Source organism: Methylobacterium oryzae (assembly GCF_021398735.1).
Classification (GTDB): domain Bacteria; phylum Pseudomonadota; class Alphaproteobacteria; order Rhizobiales; family Beijerinckiaceae; genus Methylobacterium.
On the sequence record NZ_CP090349.1, the window covers coordinates 3,750,480 to 3,775,353 of the forward strand.

Genomic DNA, 24,874 nt, shown 5'->3' on the forward strand with positions numbered 1-24,874 from the left:
TGTCCCGCTCAGTTCGAGGCCGCTTCCGTGAAGCTCCGGTCCACGGCCCGGCCGACGTCGAGCGTCTTCGACAGGATGCCGTACCGCGTCGCCCGGTCCGAGGCGTCCTGGACCTCCTTCACGACGCCCTCGTCGAGCGCGATCGGGCGCGTCCGCTGCGCCGTGTAGGCCGCGCGCAGGACGTCCTCCGGCATCTTCGTCAGCGCGGCCGTGTTCCGGGCGTAGGCGTCCAGATGGTCCAGCGACCAGAGCCGCGCCCGGTTCAGGCGGCTCAGGAAGTCCTGCAGCGCCGCCCGCTTGGTGGCGATGGCGCTGTCCGAGGCGACGATGAAGGTGATGGTCGGCGTAAGGCCCGCGCCGTCCGCGATCGGCCGGGCCTTGTCCTTGAGCGTCGCGAACGCGACGTAGGGCTCCCAGACCGCCCAGGCATCCACCGAGCCGGCCATCAGCGCGACCTTCGCGTCGACTGGGTTGAGTGGCGCGAAGGTGGCCTCGGACGGCGCGATCCCGGCCTTCTCCAGCGTCGCGCTGATCAGGAACTGGCCCCAGCCGCCGCGGGTGCCGGCGAGCCGCTTGCCCTTCAGATCCGCGGCCGAGCGGATCGGCGAATCTGCGCGGACCAGGATCGTCTGCGTCCGGGGATCGGACTTGGTGCCGCCGATCGCCTTGATCGGTGCCCCGGCCGCAACGACGGTGAGGAAGGAGAGATCGCCGGTGTAGCCGACATCGAGGGCGCCGGCGTTGAGCGCCTCCAGGATCGGCGCGGCGGCGGGGAATTCCGACCACGCAATCCGGTAGGGCACATCCTTCGCGTAGCCGGCGATCTCGAGGAGCGACCGGTTCCCGCCCTTCTGGTCGCCGACCCGCAGGACAATCTCCTCCGCGCGGGCGGCCAACGCCGCCAGCGTCACGGTGGCCAGCGTCATCGTGGCCAGCGTCAGTGCGGTCGCGAGCCGCGCCCCGGCGAGCCGGCGGCCACCGGGCCGCAAGTGAGATCGGATGAACATGGGGCCTGCCGGGATACGCGGCCCGCGTTGCGCGGGCCTGTTCGGTAGAAGGCCGAGTTTATGCTTGTCTCGAGGGCGGTCAATGAAACGGAAATCTGTATTGCCCGCGGTCGGCAGACAAGACGACATCCGGCTGACCTCCGCGGGGAGACGAATGTCTTTCCCCGCGCGCCGCGCCGGTCAACGGGCGGGCGGGAACGTGTCCGCCAGGTAGGCCCGCACGAAGCCCGGCATCCGCGCGGGATCGATGTCCTCACGCCCCCGCACCACGTGCATCCCGGCGAGCTCCGGCTCGGCCTCGGCGCCGAGATGGTCGGCGATCCGCGCCACGATCCTCGCGGCCGGCTCGGGGAAGCGCACCGGCCGCAGGAAGGCGAGCTGGCCCTCCCCCTCAAGAAGCACCCAGTCCGTCTCAGCCCCGGCCGGCAGCGCGAGGCCGGTCTCCTCGGCGAGTTCCCGGGCGGCGCTGCCGGTGAGATCGACCCGCGCGCCGCGCACGTCGTCCGGATCCGGGGTGCCGCAGGGGAAGTAGAGCTGGCCGGCATTGGCCGTGTGGGCGCCCATCTCGCCGAGCAAGACGGCGCCGTCCGCCGTCCAGGGCACGATCGCCGCGAAGGCGTTGGCGATGCGCGGCTCGGGGTGGGGCCTGTCCCGGTAGTAGGTGAAGGTCGCGTAGCGCGTCGCGAACAGGTCGAGCCGGGCGACCCCGTCGGCGACCGCGTGGTCGCAGCACAGCAGGACGGTCCCGTCGAACATGCCGGGGCTGCGGCGCAGCCGGGTCTGCCAGTGGGCCGCGATGGCGGCTTCGTGCACGCGCGGGAAGGCCCAGTCGTGGTCTACGAACCGCGCCGCCACCTCCGCGACGCGGGTGATCCGGAAGCCGTCGGAGACGCCGTCGGAGGAGCCTTCAGACATGCAGGCTGCCGTCCGACAGGATCACGGCGGCGCCGCCGATCTCGACGCCCTGCAGGGCGCCGGCCGCGATCGTGAGCTGGAGCGCGATGTCGCTCGGCCGCCCCATCGCCTCGCCCTGGCGGATCGCCACGTCGTGGGTGCCGTCGCCCAGCGCCTCGAACTGCATCAGCACCCCCGCGAAGGCGGAGGCCGCCGAGCCGGTGGCGGGATCCTCCGGCACGCCGACATTCGGCGCGAACATGCGGACGCGCCAGCGCTGACCGGTGCCCTCGGGATCCGGGGCGTAGAGGTAGAGCCCGTCGGCCGGATCGGGCGCCTGGGCCGTCCGGGCGGCGTCGAGGGCGGCGACCGACGCCACCGGCACGCAGGTGAAGGTCGGCCCCACGCCGTGGCGGCTCGGCGCGTGCCGGCCGGTGCCGATGTCGCCGGGCTCGAGGCCCAGGAGCCGCGCCAGCGCGGCGGGATCGGGGCCGGGACCGAGGTAGTCCGGCAGGACCGGGAGGCGGAACCGGGCCCGTCCGCCGGTCCCGTCCGCCAGGGTCTCGACCACGCAGGGGACGATCCCGATCCCCTCCTCCAGGCCGAAGGCCCGGGCGTCGCCCCGGGTCGGGTCCTGCAGCGCCAGCAGCACGGCCGTGCCCACCGTCGGGTGCCCGGCGAAGGGCAGCTCCCGGGCGGGGGTGAAGATGCGCAGCGACGCCCTGTGCCGGGCCTCCGCGGGCGGGAAGACGAAGACCGTCTCCGACAGGTTGAACTCCCGCGCGATGGCCTGCATGGCCGCGGTGTCGAGCCCCTCCGCGTCGAGCACCACGGCGAGTGGATTGCCGGCGAGCCTCCGCTCGGTGAACACATCGAGGGTGACGAAGCGGCGCGCCATCGTGTCGATCCTTCCTGCTCTCTGCGGACTTGGGCGGAGCGGTTTGCCGGGGGCGCCTCAGACCGCCTCGACCGGAAACCGCGCGCTCGGGTTCACGTACTCCTCCTGCGCGGCGACCGTCAGGATCTCCCGCGATCCCGCCTCGGCGGTGCGCTTGAGCAGCCCGTAGATCGAGGCCGCCGCCGCGCCCAGCGCCGCCTCGGCCGAGCCGGTCCGGGCGTAATGCACCAGGAACAGCGCCGCGATGCAGTCGCCGGCCCCGTTCACCGCGATGGCGAGCCGCGGCGTCCGGACCCGGAACACCCGCCCCTCCGCGCCCGCGAGCAGGTCGATGCTGTCGGCGGGCGTGTCGGCGCAGAGCGCCGAGGTGACCAGGACCACCCGCGGCCCGCGCGCCCGGAGCGCCGCGATCGCGGACCCGGCCTCCGCCAGGGTGCCGCTCGGCAGGCCGGTGAGCAGGCCGAGCTCGAACTGGTTGGGGGTAAGGATGTCGGCGGCCGGGACAGCGCGCTCGCGCAGGAACGCCTCGATGCCGGGCCGCACGTAGACGCCCTCCTCGACGTCGCCGATCACCGGGTCGCAGCAGTAGAGCGCCCGCGGGTTCGCCGCGCGCACGGCGTCCACCGCCTCCAGAATCGCGGCGCCTATCTCCGCCGAGCCCATGTAGCCCGACAGGACCGCGTCGCAGCGGCCCAGGACGCCGCGCTCGCCGATGCCGCGCACCACCTCGCGGATCATCGCCGCGTCGAAGACGGGGCCGCGCCACGCGCCGTAGCCGGTGTGGTTTGAGAACTGAACCGTGTGGACCGGCCAGACCTCGACCCCGAGCCGCTGCATCGGGAACACCGCCGAGGCGTTGCCGACATGGCCGTAGGCGACGTGGGACTGGATCGACAGGACGTTCAACGCGGGACTCGCTCGTTGTCCCGCTACGGTTAGCCGGTTCCCGCGCCGGCCGCACCCCTGTCCCTTGCCGCCCTCCCCCGCGCGCCTCAGATGGGACCGACCCTTCTCCCATCCCCCGAGCCCCGTTCGGAGCCCCATGGACATCGAAGCCCTGCGCACCTCGACCCTCGCCTTCGTGGAGGCGCACAAGGCCTGGACGCCGGTCATCGCGGGCGGCCTCGCCTTCTGCGAATCGATCGCGATCCTGTCGCTGTTCGTCCCGGCAACCGTGATCCTGGTCGGCATCGGGGCCCTCGTCGGCGGCGCCGACATCCCGTTCTGGCCGGTGGTGATCGCCGCGGCGCTCGGGGCCGCCCTCGGCGACTGGATCTCCTACGAGGCCGGGCGCTGGCTCGGGCCGGGGGCAAAGACCAAGTGGCCGCTGCGGCGCTATCCCGAGCTCATGGCCAAGGCCGAGGCCTTCATCGGCCGGTGGGGCATCGCCGCGGTGGCCCTGGGGCGCTTCTTCGGGCCGGCCCGCGCTCTGGTCCCGCTCTTCGCCGGGATCCTCGGCCTGGCGCGGCTGCCGTTCCAGCTGGCCAACGTCGCCTCCGCGCTGGTCTGGGCCTTCGTCCTTCTGGCCCCCGGGGCCGGGCTGCTCACGTGGCTCGACCGATAATCCGGCTCGACCGCTGATGCGCCGCTTCCCGCCCGAGCGGATCGTCTGCCTCACCGAGGAGACGGTCGAGACCCTGTACCTCCTGGGCGCGGAGGACAGGATCGTCGGCGTCTCGGGCTACGCGGTGCGCCCGCCCCGGGTCCGCCGGGAGAAGCCGCGCGTCTCGGCCTTCACCAGTGCGGACATCCCGAAGATCCTGGCGCTGGCGCCGGACCTCGTCCTGGCCTTCTCGGACCTCCAGGCCGGCATCGTCGCCGACCTCGCCCGCGCGGGCGTGGCGGTCCACCTGTTCAACCAGCGTGACGTGGCGGGCTGCCTCGCGATGGTGCGCACGCTCGGCGCCCTCGTGGGCCTGCCGGAGCGGGCCGAGACCCTGGCGGCGGGCCTCGAGGCGCGGCTGGCCGCGGCCGCCGCCTCGGTCCGGGAGCGGCCGCCCCCGCGCGTCTACTTCGAGGAGTGGGACGCGCCGATGATCTCCGGCATCGGCTGGGTCTCGGACCTGATCGGCCTCGCCGGCGGCCGGGACGTCTTCCCGGAGCTGAGCCGCCAGCCGGCCGCGAAGGACCGGATCGTCACCGCCGAGCAGGTGATCGCGGCCGCGCCCGACGTGATCCTCGCCTCGTGGTGCGGCAAGCGGGTCAATGTCGAGCGCATCCGGTCCCGGCCCGGCTGGGCGGCGATCCCGGCGGTGCGCGACGGGCGCATCCACGAGATCAAGTCGCCGCTGATCCTGCAGCCCGGCCCGGCCGCCCTCACCGACGGGTTCGACGCGATTCGGGCCTGCCTCGGGTGATCGCCTCAGGGTGATGCGTGGGGCGATGCCGCGCCGCAGGTGACGGACCGGGCGCGACTTGGCAGGATGTCCCGATTCGGTACAGACGCACCCGCAGACGCATCCCCCGAGCTCGATGTCCGCTTCCCTCGGCCTTCCCGATTCCGCGCCCCCAGCCGTCGAGGCGCTGCTGCCGCCCGACCGGCGGCAATCGCCCACAGCCCTGCGCATCCAGCGCGGCGTGCGCCGGTTGTTCTCCGAGATGGGCTGCGTCACCCTGCCGGAATTCTCCCTCGTCAACGGCCGCCGCGCCGACGTGATCGCGCTCTGCGGCGCCGGCAAGCTCACCATCGTGGAGATCAAGTCGAGCGTGGCCGATTTCCGCGCCGACCGGAAATGGCCGGATTACCGCGACTTCTGCGACCGGTTTTTCTTCGCCATCCCCGAGGACGTGCCCGAGTCGCTGATCCCGGAAGAGTGCGGCCTGATCGTCGCCGACGCCTACGGGGCCGGGATCCTGCGGGAGCCGCCCGAGCACCCGCTGAGCGGCGCCCGCCGCAAGGCCGTGACGCTGCGCTTCGCCCACAGCGCCGCGCGCATCCTGCACGCGCTGGCCGACCCGGGCGCCGTGCGGGAAGGGGCTCTCTAGGGCGCGGCCCGCACCGCGACCCTCGGCGAACCTTCGGCCGACGCGGTATTCATCCGACCGGGAAACGTCCTAGAACGGCCGCGCTTGCCGGGCCTCCGGCGCCGGGCCCGATCCACCGATGACATCCGTCGCCCTGTTCGAGCTGATCCTCGGTCTCCTCGGCGCGGCCCTGCTGCTGTCGCTGGCGGCCGGGCGCCTCGGTTTCCCGCCGGCCGCCGCCCTCGTCGTCGGCGGCATGGCGCTGGCGGTGGTGCCGGGCCTGCCGGCCTTCGATCTCGATCCGGACCTGATCATGGTCCTGTTCCTGCCGCCGCTCCTGCTCGAATCCGCCTACTTCACCGTCTGGCGCGACTTCCGGGCGAGCCTCGGCCCGATCCTGTCCCTGTCCCTCGGCGCGGTCCTGTTCACGACCCTCGTGGTCGGGCTCGTCGCCCACGCGGTGGTGCCGTCCCTGCCCTGGGCCGCCTGCTTCGCCCTCGGCGCCATCGTCTCGCCGCCGGACGCGGTGGCCGCCAAGGCGGTGCTGGCCCGCGTCGCCCTGCCCCGCCGGATGATCACGGTCCTGGAGGGCGAGAGCCTCGTGAACGACGCCTCGGGCCTCGTGCTCTACCGCTTCGCGGTGGCGGCGGCGCTCACCGGCACCTTCAGCGCCTGGGCGGCGGCCGGCAGCTTCGCGTGGCTCGCGGTGGCGGGTGTCGCGGTCGGGATCGCGTGCGGGGTGGCGGTGACCCTGGTGATACGCCGGATGCACGACGCCAACGCCATCACGGTGCTGAGCTTCCTCGCCGCCTACGTCGCCTACCTCGCGGCCGAGGAGATCCACGCCTCCGGTGTCCTGGCCGTGGTCGCTTGCGGCCTGATGATGGGCGGCCGGGAGCACGAGACCTTCGACGCGCATGCCCGCCGCCATTCCGTGGCGGTGTGGGAGTTCGTGGTCTTCGTGCTGGAGGCCCTGGTCTTCGTGCTGATCGGCTTGGCGCTCCGCGGCGTGCTCGCCCGGACCGGCGGCCAGATGGGCGCGCTCGAGGCGGAGTTGCCGCTGGCGCTCGCCGTCACGGCGACCTGCGTCGTCGCCCGTCTGCTCTGGGTGTTCCCGGCCGTCTACCTGCGGCGGCTCCTGTCGCCGCGGGTCCGCGCGCAGGAGCCCGCCCCGAACCCGGCCGTGCCGCTGATCGTCGGGTGGGCCGGCATGCGCGGGGTCGTGACCCTGGCGGCCGCCCTGGCTCTGCCGGTGGATTTCCCCGGCCGCGACGCGATCCTGGTCGCGGCCTTCGCGGTGATCCTGTTCACCGTGCTCGTGCAGGGCACGACCCTGGGGCCGCTGATCCGCAGCCTCCGCCTCGACCCCGCGGCGCATCTCCCCGAGGGCCACCTCGACGCGCCGATGGCCCGCGTCGTCGTGAACGAGGCCGGGCTCGCCGCCCTACAGGGCTTGGTGTTCGCCGAGACCGGGGCGCTGAAGCACCCGCGCCTCGTGGAGGAGTACCGCCGCCGGGTGCGGGCGGCCTCGCGGGACCGCGACGAGCGGGCGGCGCTGGAGGCCGAGAAGACCGAGCACTTCGCCGCCGCCCTGCTCGCCGTGCGCTCAGGCCGGTCGGCCCTGATCGACCTGCACCGGCAGAACCGGATCCACAGCTCGGTGCTGCGGCAGCTCGAGACGGAGATCGACTTGGAGGAACTCCATCTCAAGCGTCTGGCCGGGACCGCACCGGCCCACGGCTGAGTCGGGGCGCTGGCGTCAGTGGGCCGCGCACCCGTCCGCCGACTGGCCGTAGCCGCTGTAGACCACCCGGACCTTGCGTAGGCAGCTTCCCTCAGCCTTCGGCGCGGCCGCCACGGGGGCGACCTCTACCGGCTCGACCCGCAGGGTGGCGGCCACCGGCTGGTCTTCGGAAGTGGCGAGCGCACGGCTGGCGCTCATCACGAAGGGCGTGGCGGCCAGCGACGAGATGGCGAGCGCGGCGAAGACGGCGATGTTCTTGCGGCCGAAGCTGGTGCGGATGCGAGCATTGTACATGACGGGTCGTCCGACGTTCTGTATTCGGCAGCGCTGAGGTGCCGAGATCCCCTGTTGCGCTGATAACTTGGCCGTCAGCTCGGCGGTTCCGGTTTATTGCCCAAAAACCGCCACGCTTGGGTGTCCCGGCGCACGTCGGGCGCCGGCGCTCAGAAGATCCTGCGGTACTGAACGAAGCCCGACTTCTCGGCGATCCGGTCGTAGAGCTGCATCGCGTCCGCGTTGGTCTCGTGCGTCAGCCAGTGGACGCGCGAGCAGCCGGCGGCCTGCGCGGCCGCGTAGACGTGCTCGATCAGCCGACGGCCGATCCCGAGCCCGCGCGTGCCGTCCGCCACGAACAGGTCCTGGAGGTAGCAGTAGTCGCCGATCGTCCAGGCCGAGCGGTGGCGGATGTGGTGGACGAGGCCGACCGCCTCGGCACCGCGCCACGCCAGGGCACCGTCCACCGGCTCGGCCGGATCGTTGAGGCGCTGCCAGGTCGTGTCGGTGACAACGTCCGACAGGTCGACCTTGTAGAAGGACTGGTAGCCCCGCCAGAGCGGCAGCCAAGCGTCCCGGTCGCCGGGGCCGATCGGGCGGATCGCGAGGTCAGGATCCATGATTCTCTCCGTGCTTGCGCAGCGAGCGGACCATCATCGGGACCGCATAGGCAACCCGGGCTGCCGGCGCCGCGCCCCCTCGGTCGACACCCTTTGCCTTGCACCCCTCGCCGCCCGCACCTAAACCGGCCCGCCGGCGGCCCCAGCCGCCGCGCGATCCCGAGCCGCCGAGACCGATGTCCGAGAAAAAATCCTTCCAGGGTCTGATCCTGACGCTTCAGGAATTCTGGGCGGCGCAGGGCTGCGTGATCCTCCAGCCCTACGACATGGAGGTCGGTGCCGGCACGTTCCATCCGGCCACGACCCTGCGGGCGCTCGGCCCGAAGCCCTGGAAGGCGGCCTACGTTCAGCCGTCGCGCCGGCCCAAGGACGGCCGCTACGGCGAGAACCCCAACCGGCTCCAGCACTATTACCAATTCCAGGTGATCCTGAAGCCGAACCCGCCGAACCTGCAGGAGCTCTACCTCGCCTCGCTCGCCGCCATCGGCGTCGACCTGAAGCTTCACGACATCCGCTTCGTCGAGGACGACTGGGAGAGCCCGACCCTGGGCGCCTGGGGCCTCGGCTGGGAGTGCTGGTGCGACGGGATGGAGGTCAGCCAGTTCACCTATTTCCAGCAGGTGGCGGGCTTCGAGTGCGCGCCGGTGGCGGGCGAGCTGACCTACGGGCTGGAGCGGCTCGCCATGTACGTCCAGGGCGTTGAGAACGTCTACGACCTGGACTTCAACGGCGCCGAAGGCGCCGACCGGATCACCTACGGGGACGTGTTCCTGCAGGCCGAGCAGGAGTACTCCCGCCACAACTTCGAGGCGGCCGACACCGCGATGCTGTTCCGCCAGTTCACCGACGCGGAGGCCGCCTGCCGATCCTACCTCGCGGCCGGCGCGCCGGACGCGGAGGGTGAACGCCACCGCATGGCGCAGCCGGCCTACGACCAGTGCATCAAGGCGAGCCACGTGTTCAACCTGCTCGACGCGCGCGGCGTGATCTCGGTGACGGAGCGCCAGAGTTACATCCTCCGCGTGCGCGAACTGGCCAAGGCCTGCGGCGCGGCGTGGTTAAGGACCGCCGCCGGCGGGGCGTGAGGTCGGCGCTGGCGCTCGACCAGATGGCTGCGGACGACGCAGTCCGGAGTGCCCAGATGCGCCGCCGTCTTTGCGAGCGCAGCGAAGCAATCCAGGGTCGCGCCTCGCTGCCAGACGTCCCGACGCCCTGGGTCGCTTCGCTGCGCCCGCGATGACGGAGGGGTGCCCCATCGCGGAGCCCCTTGCCCCCTCGCGCGTTGCAACCCCCGCCAACCGGCGCGCCTCGGCGCGTCCGCAGACGCGGGACATGCCCAATGAAGAAGACGATCCTCGCCCTCAGCCTCCTCGGATTCGGCCTCGCCCCCGCGCTGGCGGCCGATCCCGGGCCTGAGGCCACGGTGAAGAAGCTCTACGCCGAGCCGCACCCGAATCACTCCTCCGTGTACTCGAAGCGCCTGCAGGGCCTGTTCGACGCCGACGCGAAGCAGGCCAACGGCGCCACCGGCAACCTCGATTTCGACTACCGCCTGAACGGCGAGCCCCTGAAGCCCGACACGGTGAAGAACCTGACCTTCAAGGAGGCTACCGAGGGCAAGGACCAGGCGAAGGTCACGGTTGAGCGCAAGGGCGGCAACGGCGCCAACGTCATCGTGTACGACCTCGTGCGCGAGGACGGCGGCTGGAAGGTCTCCGACGCCCACGCGATCGGCGACCGGAAGTGGCAGCTCTCGACCATCCTCAAGGGCGAGTCGCGCTGAGCCCCGCGCGCCGACCCTCGACAGGGGTGCGGCGCGGCGATATGGCCGCCCCATGCCCGACCTCCTGCTCGAACTCCGCTCGGAAGAGATCCCCGCCCGCATGCAGCGGCGCGCGGCGGAGGATCTGAAGAAGCTCGTCACCGACGCCCTCGTGGCGCGCGGCTTCCTGTACGAGGGCGTCCGGGCGTTCTCGACGCCGCGCCGCTTGGCGCTCCACATCGCCGGCCTTCCCGCCCGGGGCGAGGCCGTGCGCGAGGAGCGCCGCGGCCCGCGGGTCGGCGCGCCCGAGGCGGCCGTCCAGGGCTTCCTGAAGGGCGCGGGTCTGACGAGCCTCGATCAGGCCACGACCGTCACCGACCCGAAGAAGGGCGAGTTCTACCTCGCGGTGATCGAGCGGCCCGGCCGCGAGACGCTGGACGTCCTGGCCGAACTCCTGCCCGAGATCGTCAAGAGCTTCCCCTGGCCGAAATCCATGCGCTGGGGCGCAGCCTCGGCCGAGCCGGGCTCGCTGCGCTGGGTGCGTCCCCTGCAGTCGATCGTCGCGACCTTCGGGCCCGAGACGGAGACGCCGGAGGTGGTCCCCGTCTCGGTCGCCGGGATCGCGGCCAGCACCGTGACCTACGGCCACCGCTTCCTCGCCCCCGAGGCGATCGAGGTGCGCCGGTTCGACGACTACATCCAGGCGCTGGAGCGCGCGAAGGTCATCCTCGACGCCGACCGGCGCAAGGACGTGATCCTGCACGACGCCCGCGACCTCGCCTTCGCCCGCGGCCTCGACCTCGTGGAGGACGAGGGCCTGCTGGAGGAGGTGTCGGGCCTCGTGGAATGGCCGGTGGTGCTGATGGGCTCGTTCGACGCGTCGTTCCTCGACATCCCCGCCGAGGCGATCCGCGCGACCATCCGGGCGAATCAGAAATGCTTCGTTCTGCGCAAGGGCGGCTCGGAGGACCTGGCGCCGGCCTTCATCCTGGTCTCGAACCTCGTCGCCACCGACGGTGGCCAAGCGATCACCGCCGGCAACGAGCGGGTGGTCCGGGCGCGCCTGTCCGACGCGAAGTTCTTCTGGGAGACCGACAAGGCGACCCGCCTGGAGGACCGGCTGCCCAAGCTCGACGCCATCGTCTTCCACGAGAAGCTCGGGACGCAGGGCGAGCGCATCGCCCGCATCGCGGCCCTGGCGAAGGACCTCGCGCCGCTCGTGGGGGCCGACCCGGCGCTCGCCGAGCGCGCCGCGCGCCTCGCCAAGGCCGACCTCGTCACCGAGATGGTCGGCGAGTTCCCCGAGCTCCAGGGCCTGATGGGCCGGAAATACGCGGCGCTCCAGGGCGAGCACGACAGCGTCTGCGCGGCCATCGAGGAGCACTACAAGCCGCTCGGCCCCTCCGACCGGGTGCCGAGCGATCCGGTCTCGATCGCGGTGGCGCTCGCCGACAAGCTCGACACGCTCGCGGGCTTCTGGGCGATCGACGAGAAGCCCACGGGCAGCAAGGATCCGTTCGCCCTGCGCCGGGCGGCGCTGGGCGTGATCCGACTGATCCTCGACCGCGGCCTGCGCCTGCGGCTGCTGGAGCAGGTCGGCGCTGCGGATCGCGGCCTCGCCGGGCGGGCCGGTGCCGACGCGCGGGATCTCCTCGGCTTCCTCGCCGACCGCCTGAAGGTCTATCTCCGCGACCAGGGCGCCCGCCACGACCTGATCGACGCCGTCTTCGCCCTCCCCGGCCAGGACGACCTGCTGATGGTCGTGCGCCGCGTCGAGGCGCTCGGCCAGTTCCTCGACACCGAGGACGGCAAGAACCTGCTCGCGGGCTACAAGCGCGCGGCCAACATCCTGCGGATCGAGGAGAAGAAGGACGGCCGCGCCTACGATTCCGCGCCCGACGCCGCCCTCGCGGAAGCGGGCGAGCCGGCCGAGCGGGCGCTCGCCGAGGCGCTGGCGAAGGCGCGGGAGACCGCCTCGGCGGCCGTGGCGCGGGAGGATTTTTCCGGCGCCATGCAGGCGCTCTCGACGCTGCGCGCGCCGGTCGACGCGTTCTTTCAGGACGTGACCGTCAACGCCCCCGATCCGAAGCTCCGCGAGAACCGCTTGGCTCTGCTCAACGCGCTCCGCGCCGCGACGCGGGAGGTGGCGGATTTCTCGAAGATCGAGGGGTGAGGCGCACGACGTCCTCAATCCCACTCGCGCCCTCATCCTGAGGTGCCGGAGCGTAGCGGAGGCCTCGAAGGAGACCTCCAGCCAGCCGTGCGATCCCTGGAGCCCTCCTTCGAGGCTCGCTGCGCTCGCACCTCAGGATGAGGTGGTCTGTGGGAGAGCGGACCCACCGCCCTCACCCGTGATCGTGCCCGGCATGGTCGTCCGGCTCCGGCAGGGTCAGGCCGAAATGGCTCACCAGATCCGCCACCTGCCCGGGGCTCAGCTGCCGCGGGTTGAGGTTGCGCAGGAGCAGGTAGAGCTTGGCGGTCTCCTCCAGCTCCTCGGTGGCGAAGACCGCGCCCTCCAGGCTGTCGCCCGCCACCACCGGTCCGTGATTGGCGAGCAGCACCGAGCTGTACTTCCCCGCCAGGCCCCGGATCGCGTCCGCCACGGCCGGGTCGCCCGGGCGATAGTAGGGCACGAGCGCCGTGCCGCCGGTCCGCATCAGGTAGTAGGGCGTCAGCGGCGGCAGCACCTGTCGCGGGTCGACCTCCGGCAGCATCGAGACCGCCACCGCGTGGGTCGAGTGCAGGTGGACGATGGCCTTCGCCTCGTTCCGGCTCTCGTAGAGTGCGCTGTGCAGCGGGATCTCCTTGGTGGGCTTGTCGCCGGAGACCAGCCGCCCCGCATCGTCCAACCGCGAGATCCGCGCCGGGTCGAGGAACCCGAGCGACGCGTTGGTCGGCGTCACCAGCCAGCCCCCGTCGGGCAGGCGCAGCGAGATGTTGCCGGACGAGCCCGGCGTCAGGCCGCGCTCGAACAGCGAGCGGCCGTAGCGGCAGATCTCCTCGCGCAGCCGGCTCTCGTCGCTCATGCGGTCGCTCCCTCGATCAGCTCGAATCCGAGATCGATTTTCCTCGGGCCTGCGCCGGTCAGGCAGGCGGCGGCCTGCCGGCCGATCTCCAGGCGCGGCGTGCGCACCGTCGACAAGGGCTGCGGCATCGCCGCCGCGAAGTCGAGCCCGTTGAAGCCGAACAGCGCGATCCGTCCCGGCACCGCCAGCCCCGTCGACAGGCAGGCGAAGTAGCCGCCGAGCGCCATGTCGTCGTTGGAGAAGTAGACCGCGTCGAGATCGGGCACGCGCGCCAGCAGCGCCTCCAGCCCGGCCCGGCCCGAGGCCGGCGAGGACGGCCCCGTCCGGATCTCCTTGCCGTGGAGCGCCAAACCCGCCTGCCCGAGCGCGGCCTCGAACCCGGCGAGCCGCTTGCCCGCGCGCAGGTCGACCGCGAGGTCGTGGCCGAGATAGCCGATCCGCCGGTACCCGCGCGCCACGAGGTGGCGCGCGCTCGCCGCCCCCACGGCCCGGTTGGAGAAGCCGACCACGGCGTCGATCCCCTCCCCATCCGTGTCGATCATCTCGACCACGCGCACGCCCCCGGCCTTCGCCAGGGCCACCGTCCCGGGATTGTGCTCCAGCCCGGTGAGCAGCAGCGCCGCCGGCCGCCAGGAGAGGAGCGCGGCGGCCAGCGCCTCCTCCCGGTCCGGGTCGTAGTCGCTCACCCCGATCACGCAGGGGATGCCGTCGGCGTCGAGGGCGGCGGTGAGGCCGCGCAGCAGGTCAGGGAAGACCACGTTGGCGAGCGACGGGATGACGACCCCCACAAGCCGCGCGCTCGCCCCCTGGCCGGCGAGGCTGCCGGCGAGGCGATTCGGAACGTAGCCGAGCCGGGCGACCGCCTCCGCCACCCGCTCGCCGGCGCGCTTGGAGTAGGAGCCGTGGTTGCGCAGGACCCGCGAGACCGTGCTCTCGCCGACCCCGGCCTCGCGGGCGACGTCGGTGAGGGTGACGAGCCGCCCCTGCGGCTGGATGTCGTCCATGGCCCCGCTCTCCCGGCGCGGTTTTTTTTCACGACGCCCGTCGAACCTCCCGGCGTCCTTCCCTCATCCTGAGACGACCGCGAAGCGGACCCCGAAGGAGGCCTCCACCACGCTGCAGCGCCTCGGCATAAGGCAGGAATGGGAAGACCGTCCGCGTCGATCCACGACTGACATAGCGGCCTGCATTATCTCGCACAACCGGATTGGCAGCGCTGCCAAAAGGCGATATGGCACCGCCCCAGCGCCGCCCGACGAGCGGTGAAGAGCGATGTCCGGCAGCCGTGCGGCCCGGACCAGGGAGTACGCCATGTCGGTTCAAGCCGCCCCGCTGGGGGGCGCCACCGCACCCGCGGACGAGAAGTCCTTCGCCGACCGCACCTACGCGAAGGTGTTCTGGCGCCTCGTGCCGTTCCTGATGCTCTGCTACGTCGTGGCATATCTCGACCGGGTGAATGTCGGCTTCGCCAAGCTCCAGATGTCCCAGGAGCTGAAGTTCTCCGAGACGGTCTACGGCCTCGGCGCCGGCATCTTCTTCCTCGGCTACTTCCTGTTCGAGGTGCCCTCGAACGTGATCCTGCACCGGGTCGGCGCCCGGGTGTGGATCGCCCGGATCATGATCACCTGGGGGGTGATCTCCGGGGCGTTCCTGTTCGTGAACTCCGAGTGGAGCTTCTACGGGATGCGCTTCCTCCTCGGTCTCGCCGAGGCCGGGTTCTACCCGGGCGTCATCCTCTACACGACCTCGTGGTTCCCGGCCCATCGCCGGGCCCGGGTGATCGCCGTGTTCATGGCGGCGATCCCGATCTCCGGCATCTTCGGCAACCCGCTCTCCGGCTGGATCATGGACGCGTTCAACGGCGCCCACGGCCTGTCCGGCTGGCAGTGGATGTTCCTGATCGAGGCGGTGCCGGCGGTGCTGATCGGCCTCGCGGTGTTCTTCTACCTCGACAACCGCCCCGCCGAGGCCAAGTGGCTGACCGACGCCGAGAAGCAGCTCCTCGAGCGCGACATCGCGGCCGACAACCAGGGCAAGGAATCGAGCCCGCACTCCATCGCCACCGTGTTCCGCAACGGCCGCGTGTGGTTCATGAGCCTGATCTACTTCGCCTTCGTCACCGGCCAGTACGGGCTGACCTTCTGGATGCCGACGATCGTCAAGGCGTCGGGCGTGCAGGGCAACTTCAACATCGGCCTGATCAGCGCGATCCCGTTCGTCTGCGCGGCGATCGTGATGATTCTGCTCGGCCGCTCCGCCGACCGGATGCGCGAGCGCCGCTGGCACCTGATCATCCCGGCGCTGATCGGCGCGGTCGCCTTCGTGGTCTCGGCCAATGCCGGCTCGACGACGCTCGCCATCGCGGCGCTGTCGGTGGCGGCGGCCGGCGTGCTGACCTGCTCGCCCCTGTTCTGGTCGCTGCCCACGGCGTTCCTCAGCGGCGCGGGCGCGGCGGCCGGCATCGCGCTGATCAACTCGGTTGGGAACCTCGCGGGCTTCGTCAGCCCCTACGTGATCGGCGCCCTGCGGGATGCCACCGGCAGCACCGCCACGGGCCTCTACGCGCTCGCCGCCATGCTGGTGGTCGGCGCGGTCTGCGTGTTCGTGACGCCCGCCCGGATGGTCAACCGCTGACCTCTGATCCGGGCGCGACTTGGCCCCTCTCCCGCACGGGAGAGGGGACCCGCGCTTCGAGCGGCGACGCCGAGGCGCCCTTTCCCAGCTTCAGGAGCCGTCCCCGATGACCAACGCAACACCCCGCGCCGCGGTGATCGGCCTGGGCTCCATGGGCTCCGGGATGGCCGGCTCGCTCCTGCGGGCGGGCTTCGCGGTCTCCGCCTGCGACGTGAACCCGGAGGCGGTGGCGCGCTTCGCGACCGCCGGCGGCCGGGGCGCCGCGAACCCCGCCGAAGCGGCGCGGGACGCCGACGTGGTGGTGAGCGTGGTGGTCAACGCCGCCCAGACCGAGGCGGTCCTGTTCGGCGAGGACGGCGCCGCCGCCGCGATGCCGGAGGGCGCGGTGTTCGTCTCCTCCGCCACCATGGATCCGGCCGTCGCCCGGGCGCTGGCGGCGCGGTTGGAGGCCACCGGCCGCCACTACCTCGACGCCCCGATGAGTGGCGGCGCCGCCCGCGCGGCCGAGGGCGGCCTGACCTTCCTGGCCTCGGGCTCGGCGGCGGCCTTCGCGAAGGCGCGGCCCGCTCTCGATGCCATGGCGGGCACGCTCTACGAGCTCGGCGACGCCGCCGGCCAGGGCGCGGCCTTCAAGATGATCAACCAGCTGCTCGCGGGCGTGCACATCGCCGCCGCCTCGGAGGCGATGGCCTTCGCGGCCAAGCAGGGACTCGACCTCCGGCGCGTCTACGAGGTGATCACCAAGTCGGCCGGCAATTCTTGGATGTTCGAGAACCGGGTGCCGCACATCCTCGACGCCGACTACAGCCCGAAGAGCGCGGTCGACATCTTCGTCAAGGACCTCGGCATCGTGCAGGACATGGCCCGGGCCGAGAAGTACCCGGTTCCGGTGGCGGCGGCGGCCCTGCAGATGTTCCTGATGGCGTCGGGCGCCGGCATGGGTCGGGACGACGACGCCTCGGTGGCGCGGCTCTACGCCCAGGTCTCGGGGGCGAAGCTGCCCGAGAAAGCTTGAGGGGACAGAACCATGCCGCGTTTCGCCGCCAACCTGAGCCTCATGTTCAACGAGGTGCCGTTCCTCGACCGGTTCGAGGCCGCGGCCCGGGCCGGGTTCGACGCCGTCGAGTTCCTGTTCCCCTACGAGCACGCGCCGGACGACATCGGCGCGCGGCTCCGGGCGAACGGCCTGACCCAGGCCCTGTTCAACCTGCCGCCGGGCGACTTCGCCCAGGGCGAGCGCGGGATCGCGGCCTTTCCCGAGCGTTTCGACGAGTTGAAGGCGGGGGTCGACACGGCGCTCCGCTACGCCGAGGCGACCGGCGTCGGCCGGCTCCACCTCATGGCGGGCCTCGCCCCGTGGGACGATCCCAGGGCGGTCGAATCCTACCGCCGGGCCGTGACCTGGACGGCGGAGCGGCTGGCGCCGGCCGGCCTCGACCTCGTCCTGGAGCCGATCAACGGCCGCAACATGCCGGGCTATTTCCTCAACGATTTCGGCCGCGCGGCCGACCTGATCCGCGACCTCGCCCTGCCGAACCTGAAGCTCCAGTTCGACCTCTACCACTGCCAGATCCTGCACGGCGACGTGACCGTGCGGCTGCGCGCCCTGATGCCGCTCATCGGTCACGTCCAGACCGCGAGCGTGCCCGAGCGGCATGAGCCCGGGACCGGCGAGATGGCCGACTTCTTCCTGTTCGACGAGCTGGACCGGCTCGGCTACCGCGGCTTCGTCGGCTGCGAGTACATTCCGGCCGCCGACACCGTCGCGGGCCTCGGCTGGCTCGCCGCCTACAAGAGGAGCGCCCGATGAGCCTCGCGCTGGGATGCGTCGCCGACGACTACACGGGCGCCTCGGACCTCGCCAACACGCTGACCAAGGCGGGTCTGCGCACGATCCAGACCATCGGCGTGCCTGAGGACGGCCGGTCGCTGCCGGAGGCCGACGCTGTGGTGGTGGCCCTCAAGAGCCGCTCGATCCCCGCCGATCAGGCCGTGGCGCGCTCCCGCGAGGCGGAAGCCTGGCTGCGGGCCCGGGGCGCGGCCCACGTGATGTTCAAGGTCTGCTCGACCTTCGACTCCACCGATGTGGGCAATATCGGTCCCGTGATGGACGCCCTGCGGGCCGAGGCCGGCGAGACCGTCGCCCTCGTCACCCCGGCTTTCCCCGAGACGGGGCGGAGCGTCTACCAGGGCAACCTGTTCGTCGGTTCGGTGCCGCTGAACGAGAGCCCGCTCAAGGACCACCCGCTCAACCCGATGCGCGACGCCAACCTCGTGCGCGTGCTCGGGCGCCAGAGCGGCAGTCCCGTCGGCCTGATCGACACCGCCACGGTGGCGAGGGGCGCGGAGGCCGTGGCCGCCCGCCTCGACGCCCTCGCGCAGGAGGGCAAGGGCGCCGCCATCGCGGACGCGATCTTCGACAGCGACCTCGAGGTGCTCGGCCGGGCGATCGTCGGCCGCAAGTTCTCGGTGGGCGCGTCCGGCCTCGGCCTCGGCCTCGCCCGGGCGCTCGCGGCCGACGGGCGGGGAACCAAGGACGCCGCCGGCGCGGCCGTGGGCGAGCCGGTGGGCGGCGCCTCCGCCTGCCTCGCCGGCAGCTGCTCGCAGGCGACCCTCCAGCAGGTCGCCGCCGCGGAAACGATCATGCCGGTGCTGCGCCTCGACCCGGCGCGGCTGCTCGCGGGCGACGACGTGGTCGCTGAGGCCCTGGCCTTCGCGGACAAGCACTTGGCCTCGGGCCCGGTGCTGATCGCCACCTCGGCCCCGCCGGAGGCGGTGCGCGCGCTCCAGGCCGCCCACGGCGTCGACGCGGCCGGCCACGCCATCGAGGCGGCGCTGGCAGCGATCGCCGAGGGCCTCGTCGCCCGCGGGGTGCGCCGGCTCGTGGTCGCCGGCGGCGAGACCTCCGGCGCGGTGGTCGACCGGCTGGGCCTCACGGCCTTCCTGCTCGGCCCCGAGATCGCCGCGGGTGTGCCGGTGCTGCGCACGGCGGGCCGGCCCGAGCCGATGCTGCTCGCCCTCAAATCCGGCAATTTCGGCGGCGCCGATTTCTTCGGCCGCGCCCTCGACATGATGGCCTGACGCCACAACCCGACGGGAGGTTTTCCATGCACGCCCTGATTCTCGGCGCCGCCGGCATGATCGGCCGCCGCCTCGTGGACGCCCTGGTGGGGGATGGCCGGGTCGGCGGACAGCCGCTCACCGCCCTCACGCTCCTCGACGTGGTGCCGCCGTCGGCGCCCGAGGGCTTCTCCGGCCCGGTGCGGGCCGAGGCCGCCGACCTCACGGCGCCCGGCGCCGCCGAGGCCGCCATCGCCGAGCGGCCGGGGGTCATCTTCCACCTCGCCGCCGTGGTCTCCGGCGAGGCCGAGGCGAACCTCGAGCTGGGCTACCGGGTCAACCTCGACGGCACCCGCCTGCTCCTCGACGCGATCCGGGCGGCCAGCGCGGCGGACGGATACCGGCCGAAGCTGGTCTTTACCTCCTCGCTCGCGGTGTTCGGGCCGCCCTTCCCCAAGGTCATCCCGGACGACTACATCCTGCGCCCGGCCTCCTCCTACGGGGTCCAGAAGGCCATGGGCGAGCTGATGCTCGCCGACTACGCGCGCCGCGGCTTCCTCGACGGGATCGGCCTGCGGCTACCGACGATCTGCGTGCGGCCGGGCAAGCCCAACAAGGCGGCCTCGGGCTTCTTCTCGGGCATCATCCGCGAGCCGCTCGCCGGCCAGGAGGCGATCCTGCCGGTGCCCGACACGGTCCGGCACTGGTTCGCCAGCCCCGCGGCGGCGGTGGGCTTCCTCACCCACGCGGCCGGACTCGATCTCGCGGCGATCGGCCCGCGGATCAGCCTGACCATGCCGGGCGTCTCGGCGACGGTGGCGGAGGAGATCGAGGCCCTGCGGCGCGCGGCGGGCGACAAGGCCGTGGCGCTGATCCGGCGCGAACCCGACGCCACCATCGCGCGGATCGTCGGCTCCTGGCCGGAGGCGTTCGAGCCGGAGGCCGCCCTGGCCCTGGGCTTCCAGGCGGATGAATCCTTCGACGCGATCGTGGCCCAGCACGTGGCCGAGTTCCACGGGGGCTGAAGCCTCAGGCGAGGGCGGAGTGGATGTCGGTCTGCGGGAAATCGTCGCCGACATAGAGCAGCGGCACGCCGTGCACCTGTGCGCAGGCATAGGCGAAGCAGTCGCCGAGGTTCAGGCGCGCCGGGTGGCGGCCCTTGCCGTAGCGGGCATGGGCCGCAACGGCGATGCGGATTTCGGCAAGGCCGAGGGAGGCCATCCCGATACCGACCGTCTCGCGGAAGCTGTTCACGAGTCTCTCGGCGGTCTCAGGCGGCAGCGACCGAATGCGAGCCACCGCCATGACAGCCTCGAACTGGGCGAGGGCGCTGGTCAGACGATGCGGAGCTTGGCGGAGACAATCTGCCACCCGTTCATATCCCTGCTCCTGGCACAGGATCGCCACCAGCGCCGAGGCATCGATGAACATCAGTCCTCATAGAGGCTGTCGTAGAAGGTCTTGTCGGCCTTGAGGCCGGTCTTCGGGTAGGCGGCAAGGGCCTCCTGTATCGGGCGGATCTTCTCCAGAAATTCAGTCAGCGACTCTTCCCGCCGATCCAGCTCGTTCTGAAGCGCGATCCGCACCGCCTCGGTCTTGCTCACGCCGGCCCGCGATGCCAGCTTCTCGGCCAGCTGATTCACCACTTCGCTGCGGATGTTGAGCGGCACGATCGCCTCCGTGTAGACAGCTGAGGCTAGTGTCTACACATCCGCGCCGCAAGCCCGGTGCAGACACCCGATCAAGGATCCCGATGACCCGCCTCGACGAGGCCCGCGCCGCGCTGAAGAAGACGTTCGGCTACGAGGATTTCCGCCCCGGCCAGGACGAGGTGATCGGCGCGGTGCTCGACGGGACCGACGTGTTCGCCGTGATGCCCACGGGCTCGGGCAAGTCGATGACCTACCAGCTCCCGGCGCTGGTCGATCCGGGGCTCACCGTGGTGGTCTCGCCGCTGATCGCGCTGATGCACGATCAGGTCCAGCAGATGCGCAGCGTCGGCATCCGCGCCGCGACCCTGAACTCGACGGTCGGGGAATCCGAGTCCCGCGAGACGTGGCGCGCCCTGCGCTCCGGCGACCTGCGACTGCTGTTCGTCTCCCCCGAGCGCCTGCTGATGGACGGCTGCATGGACGCCCTGCGCGGCGCCGGCGTCCGGCGGCTGGCCGTCGACGAGGCCCACTGCGTCTCGCAGTGGGGGCACGATTTCCGGCCCGAGTACCGGGAGATCGCTCGCGCCCGGACGGCGCTGGGCAACGTCCAGACCCTGGCGCTCACCGCCACCGCCGACGCCGCGACCCGCGCCGAGATCGCCGAGCGCCTGTTCCCGCAGGACCGGCCCCCGAAGATCTTCGTCCACTCCTTCGACCGGCCGAACATCCGGCTGACCTTCCAGCCCAAGGACAACCCGGCCCGGCAGATCGAGCGGTTCCTGAAGCACCGGCGCGCGGAGAGTGGGATCATCTACTGCTCGTCGCGCAAGCGCACCGAGCAGCTGGCCGAGACCCTCCGGAAGGACGGGTTCGACGCCCTGCCCTATCATGCCGGTCTCGACCAGGCGACGCGGATGGCGAACCAGGACCGGTTTCTGCAGGAAGACGGGGTGGTGATGACCGCCACCGTCGCCTTCGGCATGGGCATCAACAAGCCGGACGTGCGCTTCGTCTGCCACGCCGACATGCCCAACAACGTCGAGGGCTACTATCAGGAGATTGGCCGCGCCGGCCGCGACGGGCTGCCCGCCGACACCCTGACCCTCTACGGCCTCGACGACATGGCGCTCCGCCGCCGCCAGATCGACGAGAAGGAGATCTCCGACGACCGCCGCCGGGTCGAGCGGCGCAAGCTCGAGGCGATGATCACCCTGTGCGAGGGCGCCACCTGCCGCCGCCAGTCGCTGCTCGCCTATTTCGGCGAGTCGAGCGGTGCTTGCGGCCGCTGCGACCTGTGCCGCGGCGGCGTCACCCTCGTGGACGGGACAGTCCCGGCCCAGAAGATCCTGTCGGCGATCGTGCGCACCGGCCAGCGCTTCGGCGCGGCCTATATCTGCGACGTGGTCCACGGGAAGGAGAGCGACCAGATCCGCCGCAACGGCCACGCGAGCCTCAAGACCTTCGGGGTCGGGGCGGACAAGCCGGTGGCGGCGTGGCGGGCGATCCTGCGCCAGCTCTTCGCCGCCGGGGCGATCGCCGAGAACGCCGACGGCTACGGCGGCCTTTCCATGACCGAGAAGGGCGAGGCGATCCTGTTCGGCCGGGAGCCGGTCCAGCTCCGCCCCGATCCGGAGCCGAAGACCGAGTCCCGCGAGCGCCGCCGGGCCGCCGCCCGCGAGGACGGCGAGATCGCCCTCTCGGAGACCGACGAGGCGCTGTTCCAGCACCTGCGCGGCCTGCGCGCCACGCTCGCCCGGGCCGAGGGCATCGCGGCCTTCATGGTCTTCCCGGACCGGACCCTCATCGAGATGGCCCGCCAGAAGCCCGTCGATCTCTGGGCGCTGCGCACCGTCCACGGGGTCGGCGAGCGCAAGCGCGAGGCCTACGGCGACAGGTTCGTGGCCGCGATCGCCGATTTTCTGGCCCATCCGCCCGCGGCGTGACCGGCACCCATACACGGCGAGCCGTGCCGGCGTATTGCAACGCGGTGGCGGAACGCACTAATCCGTCACCGTCGCCGCGCGCGGCCCGGTTCGGGTCGCGCATCGGGTCGAGGGCCCTGCCGGGGCTCCCGGACCGCCCTCGTCGAGACCGCCCATGTTCCGCAACGACGTTCCGATCACCCCCGAGCTCGTGGCCCAGCACGGCCTGACGCCGGACGAGTACGAGCGCTTCCGCGGCCTGATCGGGCGCGACCCGACGCTGACCGAGCTCGGCATCGTCTCGGCGATGTGGAACGAGCACTGTTCCTACAAGTCCTCCCGCAAGCACCTGCGCGGGCTGCCGACCTCGGCGCCGTGGGTGATCCAGGGGCCGGGCGAGAATGCGGGCGTCATCGACATCGGCGATGGCCACGCCTGCGTCTTCAAGATGGAGAGCCACAACCACCCGAGCTACATCGAGCCCTACCAGGGCGCGGCGACCGGGGTCGGCGGCATCCTGCGCGACGTCTTCACCATGGGCGCGCGGCCGATCGCGGCGCTCAACGCCCTGCGCTTCGGCTCCCCCGACCATCCGCGCACGCGCGCCCTCGTCTCGGGCGTGGTCGCGGGCGTCGGCGGCTACGGCAACTCCTTCGGCGTGCCGACGGTCGGCGGCCTGACCGGCTTCCACAAGCGCTACGACGGCAACATCCTGGTCAACGCCATGGCTGTGGGCCTCGCCCGCACCGACGGGATCTTCTACGCGGCCGCCGCCGGCGTCGGGAACCCGATCGTCTATCTCGGCTCCAAGACCGGCCGCGACGGTATCCACGGCGCCACCATGGCGTCGGCCGAGTTCGACGAGGAATCCGAGTCGAAGCGCCCGACCGTGCAGGTCGGCGATCCCTTCGCCGAAAAGCTGCTGCTGGAGGCCTGCCTGGAGCTGATGGCCTCCGGCGCGGTCATCGCCATCCAGGACATGGGCGCGGCGGGCCTCACCTGCTCGGCGGTGGAGATGGGCGCCAAGGGCGACCTCGGCGTCGAGCTCGACATCGACAAGGTGCCGGCCCGCGAGGAGGGCATGACGCCCTACGAGATGATGCTCTCGGAGAGCCAGGAGCGCATGCTCATGGTGCTCAAGCCCGGCATGGAGGCCGAGGCCGAAGCCATCTTCGTGAAGTGGGGACTCGACTTCGCGGTGATCGGCCGGACCACCGACACGCTGCGCTTCGTGATCAAATGGCACGGTGAGACCGTGGCCGACCTGCCGATCAAGGAGCTCGGCGACGAGGCCCCGCTCTACGACCGGCCGCATCTGGCCAACACGCACCAGCCGGTGATCGCGGCCGCCGATGTGGCGGCCCCGGCCTCGCTCACCGACGCGCTGAAGCGCCTCGTCGGCTCCCCCGACCTCGCCTCGAAGCGCTGGGTCTTCGAGCAGTACGACCACTTCATCCTCGGCAACACCGTCCAGAAGCCCGGCGGCGACGCCGCCATCGTGCGGGTCGAGGACGGGCCGAAGGGCCTCGCGCTCACCTGCGACGTGACCCCGCGCTACTGCGAGGCCGACCCGGTCGAGGGCGGCCGGCAGGCCGTGGCCGAGGCGTGGCGCAACATCACGGCGGTCGGCGCCAAGCCGCTCGCCATCACCGACAACCTGAACTTCGGCAACCCGGAAAAACCCGAGGTCATGGGCCAGCTCGTCGGCTGCCTCCAGGGCATCGGCGAGGCCTGCCGGGCGCTGGACTTCCCGGTCGTGTCGGGCAACGTCTCGCTCTACAACGAGACCAACGGCGTCGGCATCCTGCCGACCCCGACCATCGGCGGTGTCGGCGTGCTGGACGACGTGGCGCGCCACGCGACCATCGCCCTGAAGCGCGAAGGCGACGTGCTGGTGCTGATCGGGGACAGCGAGGGCTGGCTCGGCCAGTCGGCCTACCTGTCGGTGATCGAGGGTCGCGAGGAGGGGGCGCCGCCGCCCGTCGACCTCGCCCTGGAACGCCGCAACGGCGACTTCGTCCGCGGCCTGATCCAGGCCGGCACCGTCGACACGGTCCACGACCTCGCGGATGGCGGCCTCGCCGTCGCGCTCGCCGAGATGGCCATGGCGGGCCGGATCGGCGCGGCGCTCTCCGACGTGCCGGTGGACCTGCCGGCCCACGCCTACCTCTTCGGCGAGGACCAGGGCCGCTACCTGCTGGCGGTGCGGCCGGAAACGGCCACCGATCTCCTAGCGGCCGCCGCGGCCCAGGGCGTGGCCGCGGCCTCGGTCGGCGTCGCCGGCTCCGACCGTTTGACCCTGCCGGGCGGCGAGACCATATCGCTCGCCGACCTGAATGCGGCGCACGAGGGCTGGCTGCCCGACTACATGGCGAGCCAACCGGCCGCGCCGGCCGCCTGAGCCCCGTTCTGACGAGG

At 72.0% G+C, this 24,874-nt stretch carries 24 protein-coding genes; 14 read left to right on the forward strand and 10 right to left on the reverse strand.

Annotated elements, in window-relative coordinates:
- Positions 1 to 8: 8 nt before the first annotated feature.
- The 4 genes from LXM90_RS17895 to pdxY all read right to left on the reverse strand — a co-directional run bounded on the left by LXM90_RS17895 (position 9) and on the right by pdxY (position 3,705).
- Complete coding sequence (locus LXM90_RS17895) at positions 9 to 1,007, reverse strand: ABC transporter substrate-binding protein (protein ID WP_234080962.1); 999 nt, start codon at positions 1,005 to 1,007, stop codon at positions 9 to 11.
- 180 nt (positions 1,008 to 1,187) lie between these two features.
- Positions 1,188 to 1,922, reverse strand: coding sequence for an NUDIX hydrolase (locus tag LXM90_RS17900; protein ID WP_234080963.1), 735 nt, complete (start codon positions 1,920 to 1,922; stop codon positions 1,188 to 1,190).
- A complete protein-coding gene (locus tag LXM90_RS17905; protein WP_234080964.1) occupies positions 1,915 to 2,799 on the reverse strand; it encodes a PhzF family phenazine biosynthesis protein in 885 nt (294 codons plus the stop codon). Before LXM90_RS17905 ends, LXM90_RS17900 begins: the two co-directional genes overlap by 8 nt.
- Positions 2,800 to 2,856: 57 nt before the next feature.
- Positions 2,857 to 3,705 (reverse strand): pyridoxal kinase PdxY, encoded by an 849-nt coding sequence (gene pdxY, locus LXM90_RS17910; RefSeq protein ID WP_234080965.1) that lies wholly within the window; start codon positions 3,703 to 3,705, stop codon positions 2,857 to 2,859.
- Between the two features lie 136 nt (positions 3,706 to 3,841).
- Here pdxY and LXM90_RS17915 point away from each other — a divergent pair, with 136 nt between their 5' ends.
- The 4 genes from LXM90_RS17915 to LXM90_RS17930 all read left to right on the forward strand — a co-directional run bounded on the left by LXM90_RS17915 (position 3,842) and on the right by LXM90_RS17930 (position 7,507).
- Positions 3,842 to 4,363, forward strand: a complete 522-nt coding sequence (locus LXM90_RS17915) for a DedA family protein (protein WP_056523547.1) — start codon at positions 3,842 to 3,844, stop codon at positions 4,361 to 4,363.
- A gap of 16 nt (positions 4,364 to 4,379) precedes the next feature.
- A complete protein-coding gene (locus LXM90_RS17920; protein WP_234080966.1) occupies positions 4,380 to 5,156 on the forward strand; it encodes a cobalamin-binding protein in 777 nt (258 codons plus the stop codon).
- A 115-nt stretch (positions 5,157 to 5,271) separates the two neighbouring features.
- Positions 5,272 to 5,784, forward strand: coding sequence for an MmcB family DNA repair protein (locus LXM90_RS17925; protein ID WP_056523543.1), 513 nt, complete (start codon positions 5,272 to 5,274; stop codon positions 5,782 to 5,784).
- Between the two features lie 118 nt (positions 5,785 to 5,902).
- Positions 5,903 to 7,507 carry a Na+/H+ antiporter gene (locus LXM90_RS17930; protein ID WP_234080967.1) on the forward strand — a complete coding sequence of 535 codons (1,605 nt, stop codon included), beginning with the start codon at positions 5,903 to 5,905 and terminating at the stop codon, positions 7,505 to 7,507.
- Positions 7,508 to 7,522: 15 nt separating this feature from the next.
- On the opposite strand, the gene LXM90_RS17935 is transcribed toward LXM90_RS17930, so the two are convergent.
- Together LXM90_RS17935 and LXM90_RS17940 are read right to left on the reverse strand one after the other, a co-directional pair.
- Positions 7,523 to 7,801 carry a hypothetical protein gene (locus LXM90_RS17935; RefSeq protein ID WP_020092471.1) on the reverse strand — a complete coding sequence of 93 codons (279 nt, stop codon included), beginning with the start codon at positions 7,799 to 7,801 and terminating at the stop codon, positions 7,523 to 7,525.
- Between the two features lie 149 nt (positions 7,802 to 7,950).
- Positions 7,951 to 8,400: a GNAT family N-acetyltransferase gene (locus LXM90_RS17940; protein WP_234080968.1), complete on the reverse strand. Its 450-nt coding sequence runs from the start codon at positions 8,398 to 8,400 to the stop codon at positions 7,951 to 7,953.
- Positions 8,401 to 8,576: 176 nt separating this feature from the next.
- On the opposite strand from LXM90_RS17940, the gene LXM90_RS17945 reads away from it, so the two are divergent.
- The 3 genes from LXM90_RS17945 to glyS all read left to right on the forward strand — a co-directional run bounded on the left by LXM90_RS17945 (position 8,577) and on the right by glyS (position 12,335).
- Positions 8,577 to 9,485, forward strand: a complete 909-nt coding sequence (locus LXM90_RS17945) for a glycine--tRNA ligase subunit alpha (RefSeq protein WP_042671539.1) — start codon at positions 8,577 to 8,579, stop codon at positions 9,483 to 9,485.
- A gap of 254 nt (positions 9,486 to 9,739) precedes the next feature.
- The gene (locus tag LXM90_RS17950) at positions 9,740 to 10,183 is read left to right on the forward strand and encodes a DUF3828 domain-containing protein (RefSeq protein WP_042671538.1); all 444 of its coding nucleotides are present in this window, start codon (positions 9,740 to 9,742) and stop codon (positions 10,181 to 10,183) included.
- Between the two features lie 52 nt (positions 10,184 to 10,235).
- Complete coding sequence (gene glyS / locus LXM90_RS17955; protein ID WP_234080969.1) at positions 10,236 to 12,335, forward strand: glycine--tRNA ligase subunit beta; 2,100 nt, start codon at positions 10,236 to 10,238, stop codon at positions 12,333 to 12,335.
- Between the two features lie 172 nt (positions 12,336 to 12,507).
- Here the strand turns inward: glyS and LXM90_RS17960 are convergent, their stop codons facing one another.
- Together LXM90_RS17960 and LXM90_RS17965 are read right to left on the reverse strand one after the other, a co-directional pair.
- The gene (locus tag LXM90_RS17960) at positions 12,508 to 13,188 is read right to left on the reverse strand and encodes an aldolase (protein ID WP_091927287.1); all 681 of its coding nucleotides are present in this window, start codon (positions 13,186 to 13,188) and stop codon (positions 12,508 to 12,510) included.
- A complete protein-coding gene (locus LXM90_RS17965) occupies positions 13,185 to 14,192 on the reverse strand; it encodes a LacI family DNA-binding transcriptional regulator (protein WP_234080970.1) in 1,008 nt (335 codons plus the stop codon). Before LXM90_RS17965 ends, LXM90_RS17960 begins: the two co-directional genes overlap by 4 nt.
- Positions 14,193 to 14,499: 307 nt before the next feature.
- Here LXM90_RS17965 and LXM90_RS17970 point away from each other — a divergent pair, with 307 nt between their 5' ends.
- From LXM90_RS17970 to denD, 5 genes are all read left to right on the forward strand, one after another.
- On the forward strand, positions 14,500 to 15,822 hold the full coding sequence (locus LXM90_RS17970; RefSeq protein WP_091682313.1) for an MFS transporter: 1,323 nt from the start codon (positions 14,500 to 14,502) through the stop codon (positions 15,820 to 15,822).
- 106 nt (positions 15,823 to 15,928) lie between these two features.
- Positions 15,929 to 16,837: an L-threonate dehydrogenase gene (gene ltnD, locus LXM90_RS17975; RefSeq protein ID WP_020092463.1), complete on the forward strand. Its 909-nt coding sequence runs from the start codon at positions 15,929 to 15,931 to the stop codon at positions 16,835 to 16,837.
- Between the two features lie 12 nt (positions 16,838 to 16,849).
- Entirely contained in the window at positions 16,850 to 17,632 is a 783-nt protein-coding gene (gene otnI / locus LXM90_RS17980; RefSeq protein WP_234080971.1) for a 2-oxo-tetronate isomerase, read from the forward strand.
- Positions 17,629 to 18,903 carry a 3-oxo-tetronate kinase gene (gene otnK, locus LXM90_RS17985; RefSeq protein ID WP_234080972.1) on the forward strand — a complete coding sequence of 425 codons (1,275 nt, stop codon included), beginning with the start codon at positions 17,629 to 17,631 and terminating at the stop codon, positions 18,901 to 18,903. The genes otnI and otnK overlap by 4 nt, the downstream gene beginning before the upstream one ends.
- Positions 18,904 to 18,929: 26 nt before the next feature.
- Positions 18,930 to 19,907: a D-erythronate dehydrogenase gene (gene denD, locus LXM90_RS17990; protein ID WP_234080973.1), complete on the forward strand. Its 978-nt coding sequence runs from the start codon at positions 18,930 to 18,932 to the stop codon at positions 19,905 to 19,907.
- A 4-nt stretch (positions 19,908 to 19,911) separates the two neighbouring features.
- On the opposite strand, the gene LXM90_RS17995 is transcribed toward denD, so the two are convergent.
- Both LXM90_RS17995 and LXM90_RS18000 read right to left on the reverse strand, forming a co-directional pair.
- The gene (locus tag LXM90_RS17995; protein WP_234080974.1) at positions 19,912 to 20,313 is read right to left on the reverse strand and encodes a type II toxin-antitoxin system VapC family toxin; all 402 of its coding nucleotides are present in this window, start codon (positions 20,311 to 20,313) and stop codon (positions 19,912 to 19,914) included.
- Positions 20,313 to 20,552 (reverse strand): type II toxin-antitoxin system VapB family antitoxin, encoded by a 240-nt coding sequence (locus LXM90_RS18000; protein WP_056523518.1) that lies wholly within the window; start codon positions 20,550 to 20,552, stop codon positions 20,313 to 20,315. Before LXM90_RS18000 ends, LXM90_RS17995 begins: the two co-directional genes overlap by 1 nt.
- A gap of 83 nt (positions 20,553 to 20,635) precedes the next feature.
- On the opposite strand from LXM90_RS18000, the gene recQ reads away from it, so the two are divergent.
- Both recQ and purL read left to right on the forward strand, forming a co-directional pair.
- A complete protein-coding gene (recQ, locus tag LXM90_RS18005; protein ID WP_091927279.1) occupies positions 20,636 to 22,477 on the forward strand; it encodes a DNA helicase RecQ in 1,842 nt (613 codons plus the stop codon).
- A gap of 154 nt (positions 22,478 to 22,631) precedes the next feature.
- Entirely contained in the window at positions 22,632 to 24,857 is a 2,226-nt protein-coding gene (gene purL, locus LXM90_RS18010) for a phosphoribosylformylglycinamidine synthase subunit PurL (RefSeq protein WP_234080975.1), read from the forward strand.
- Positions 24,858 to 24,874 lie beyond the last annotated feature (17 nt).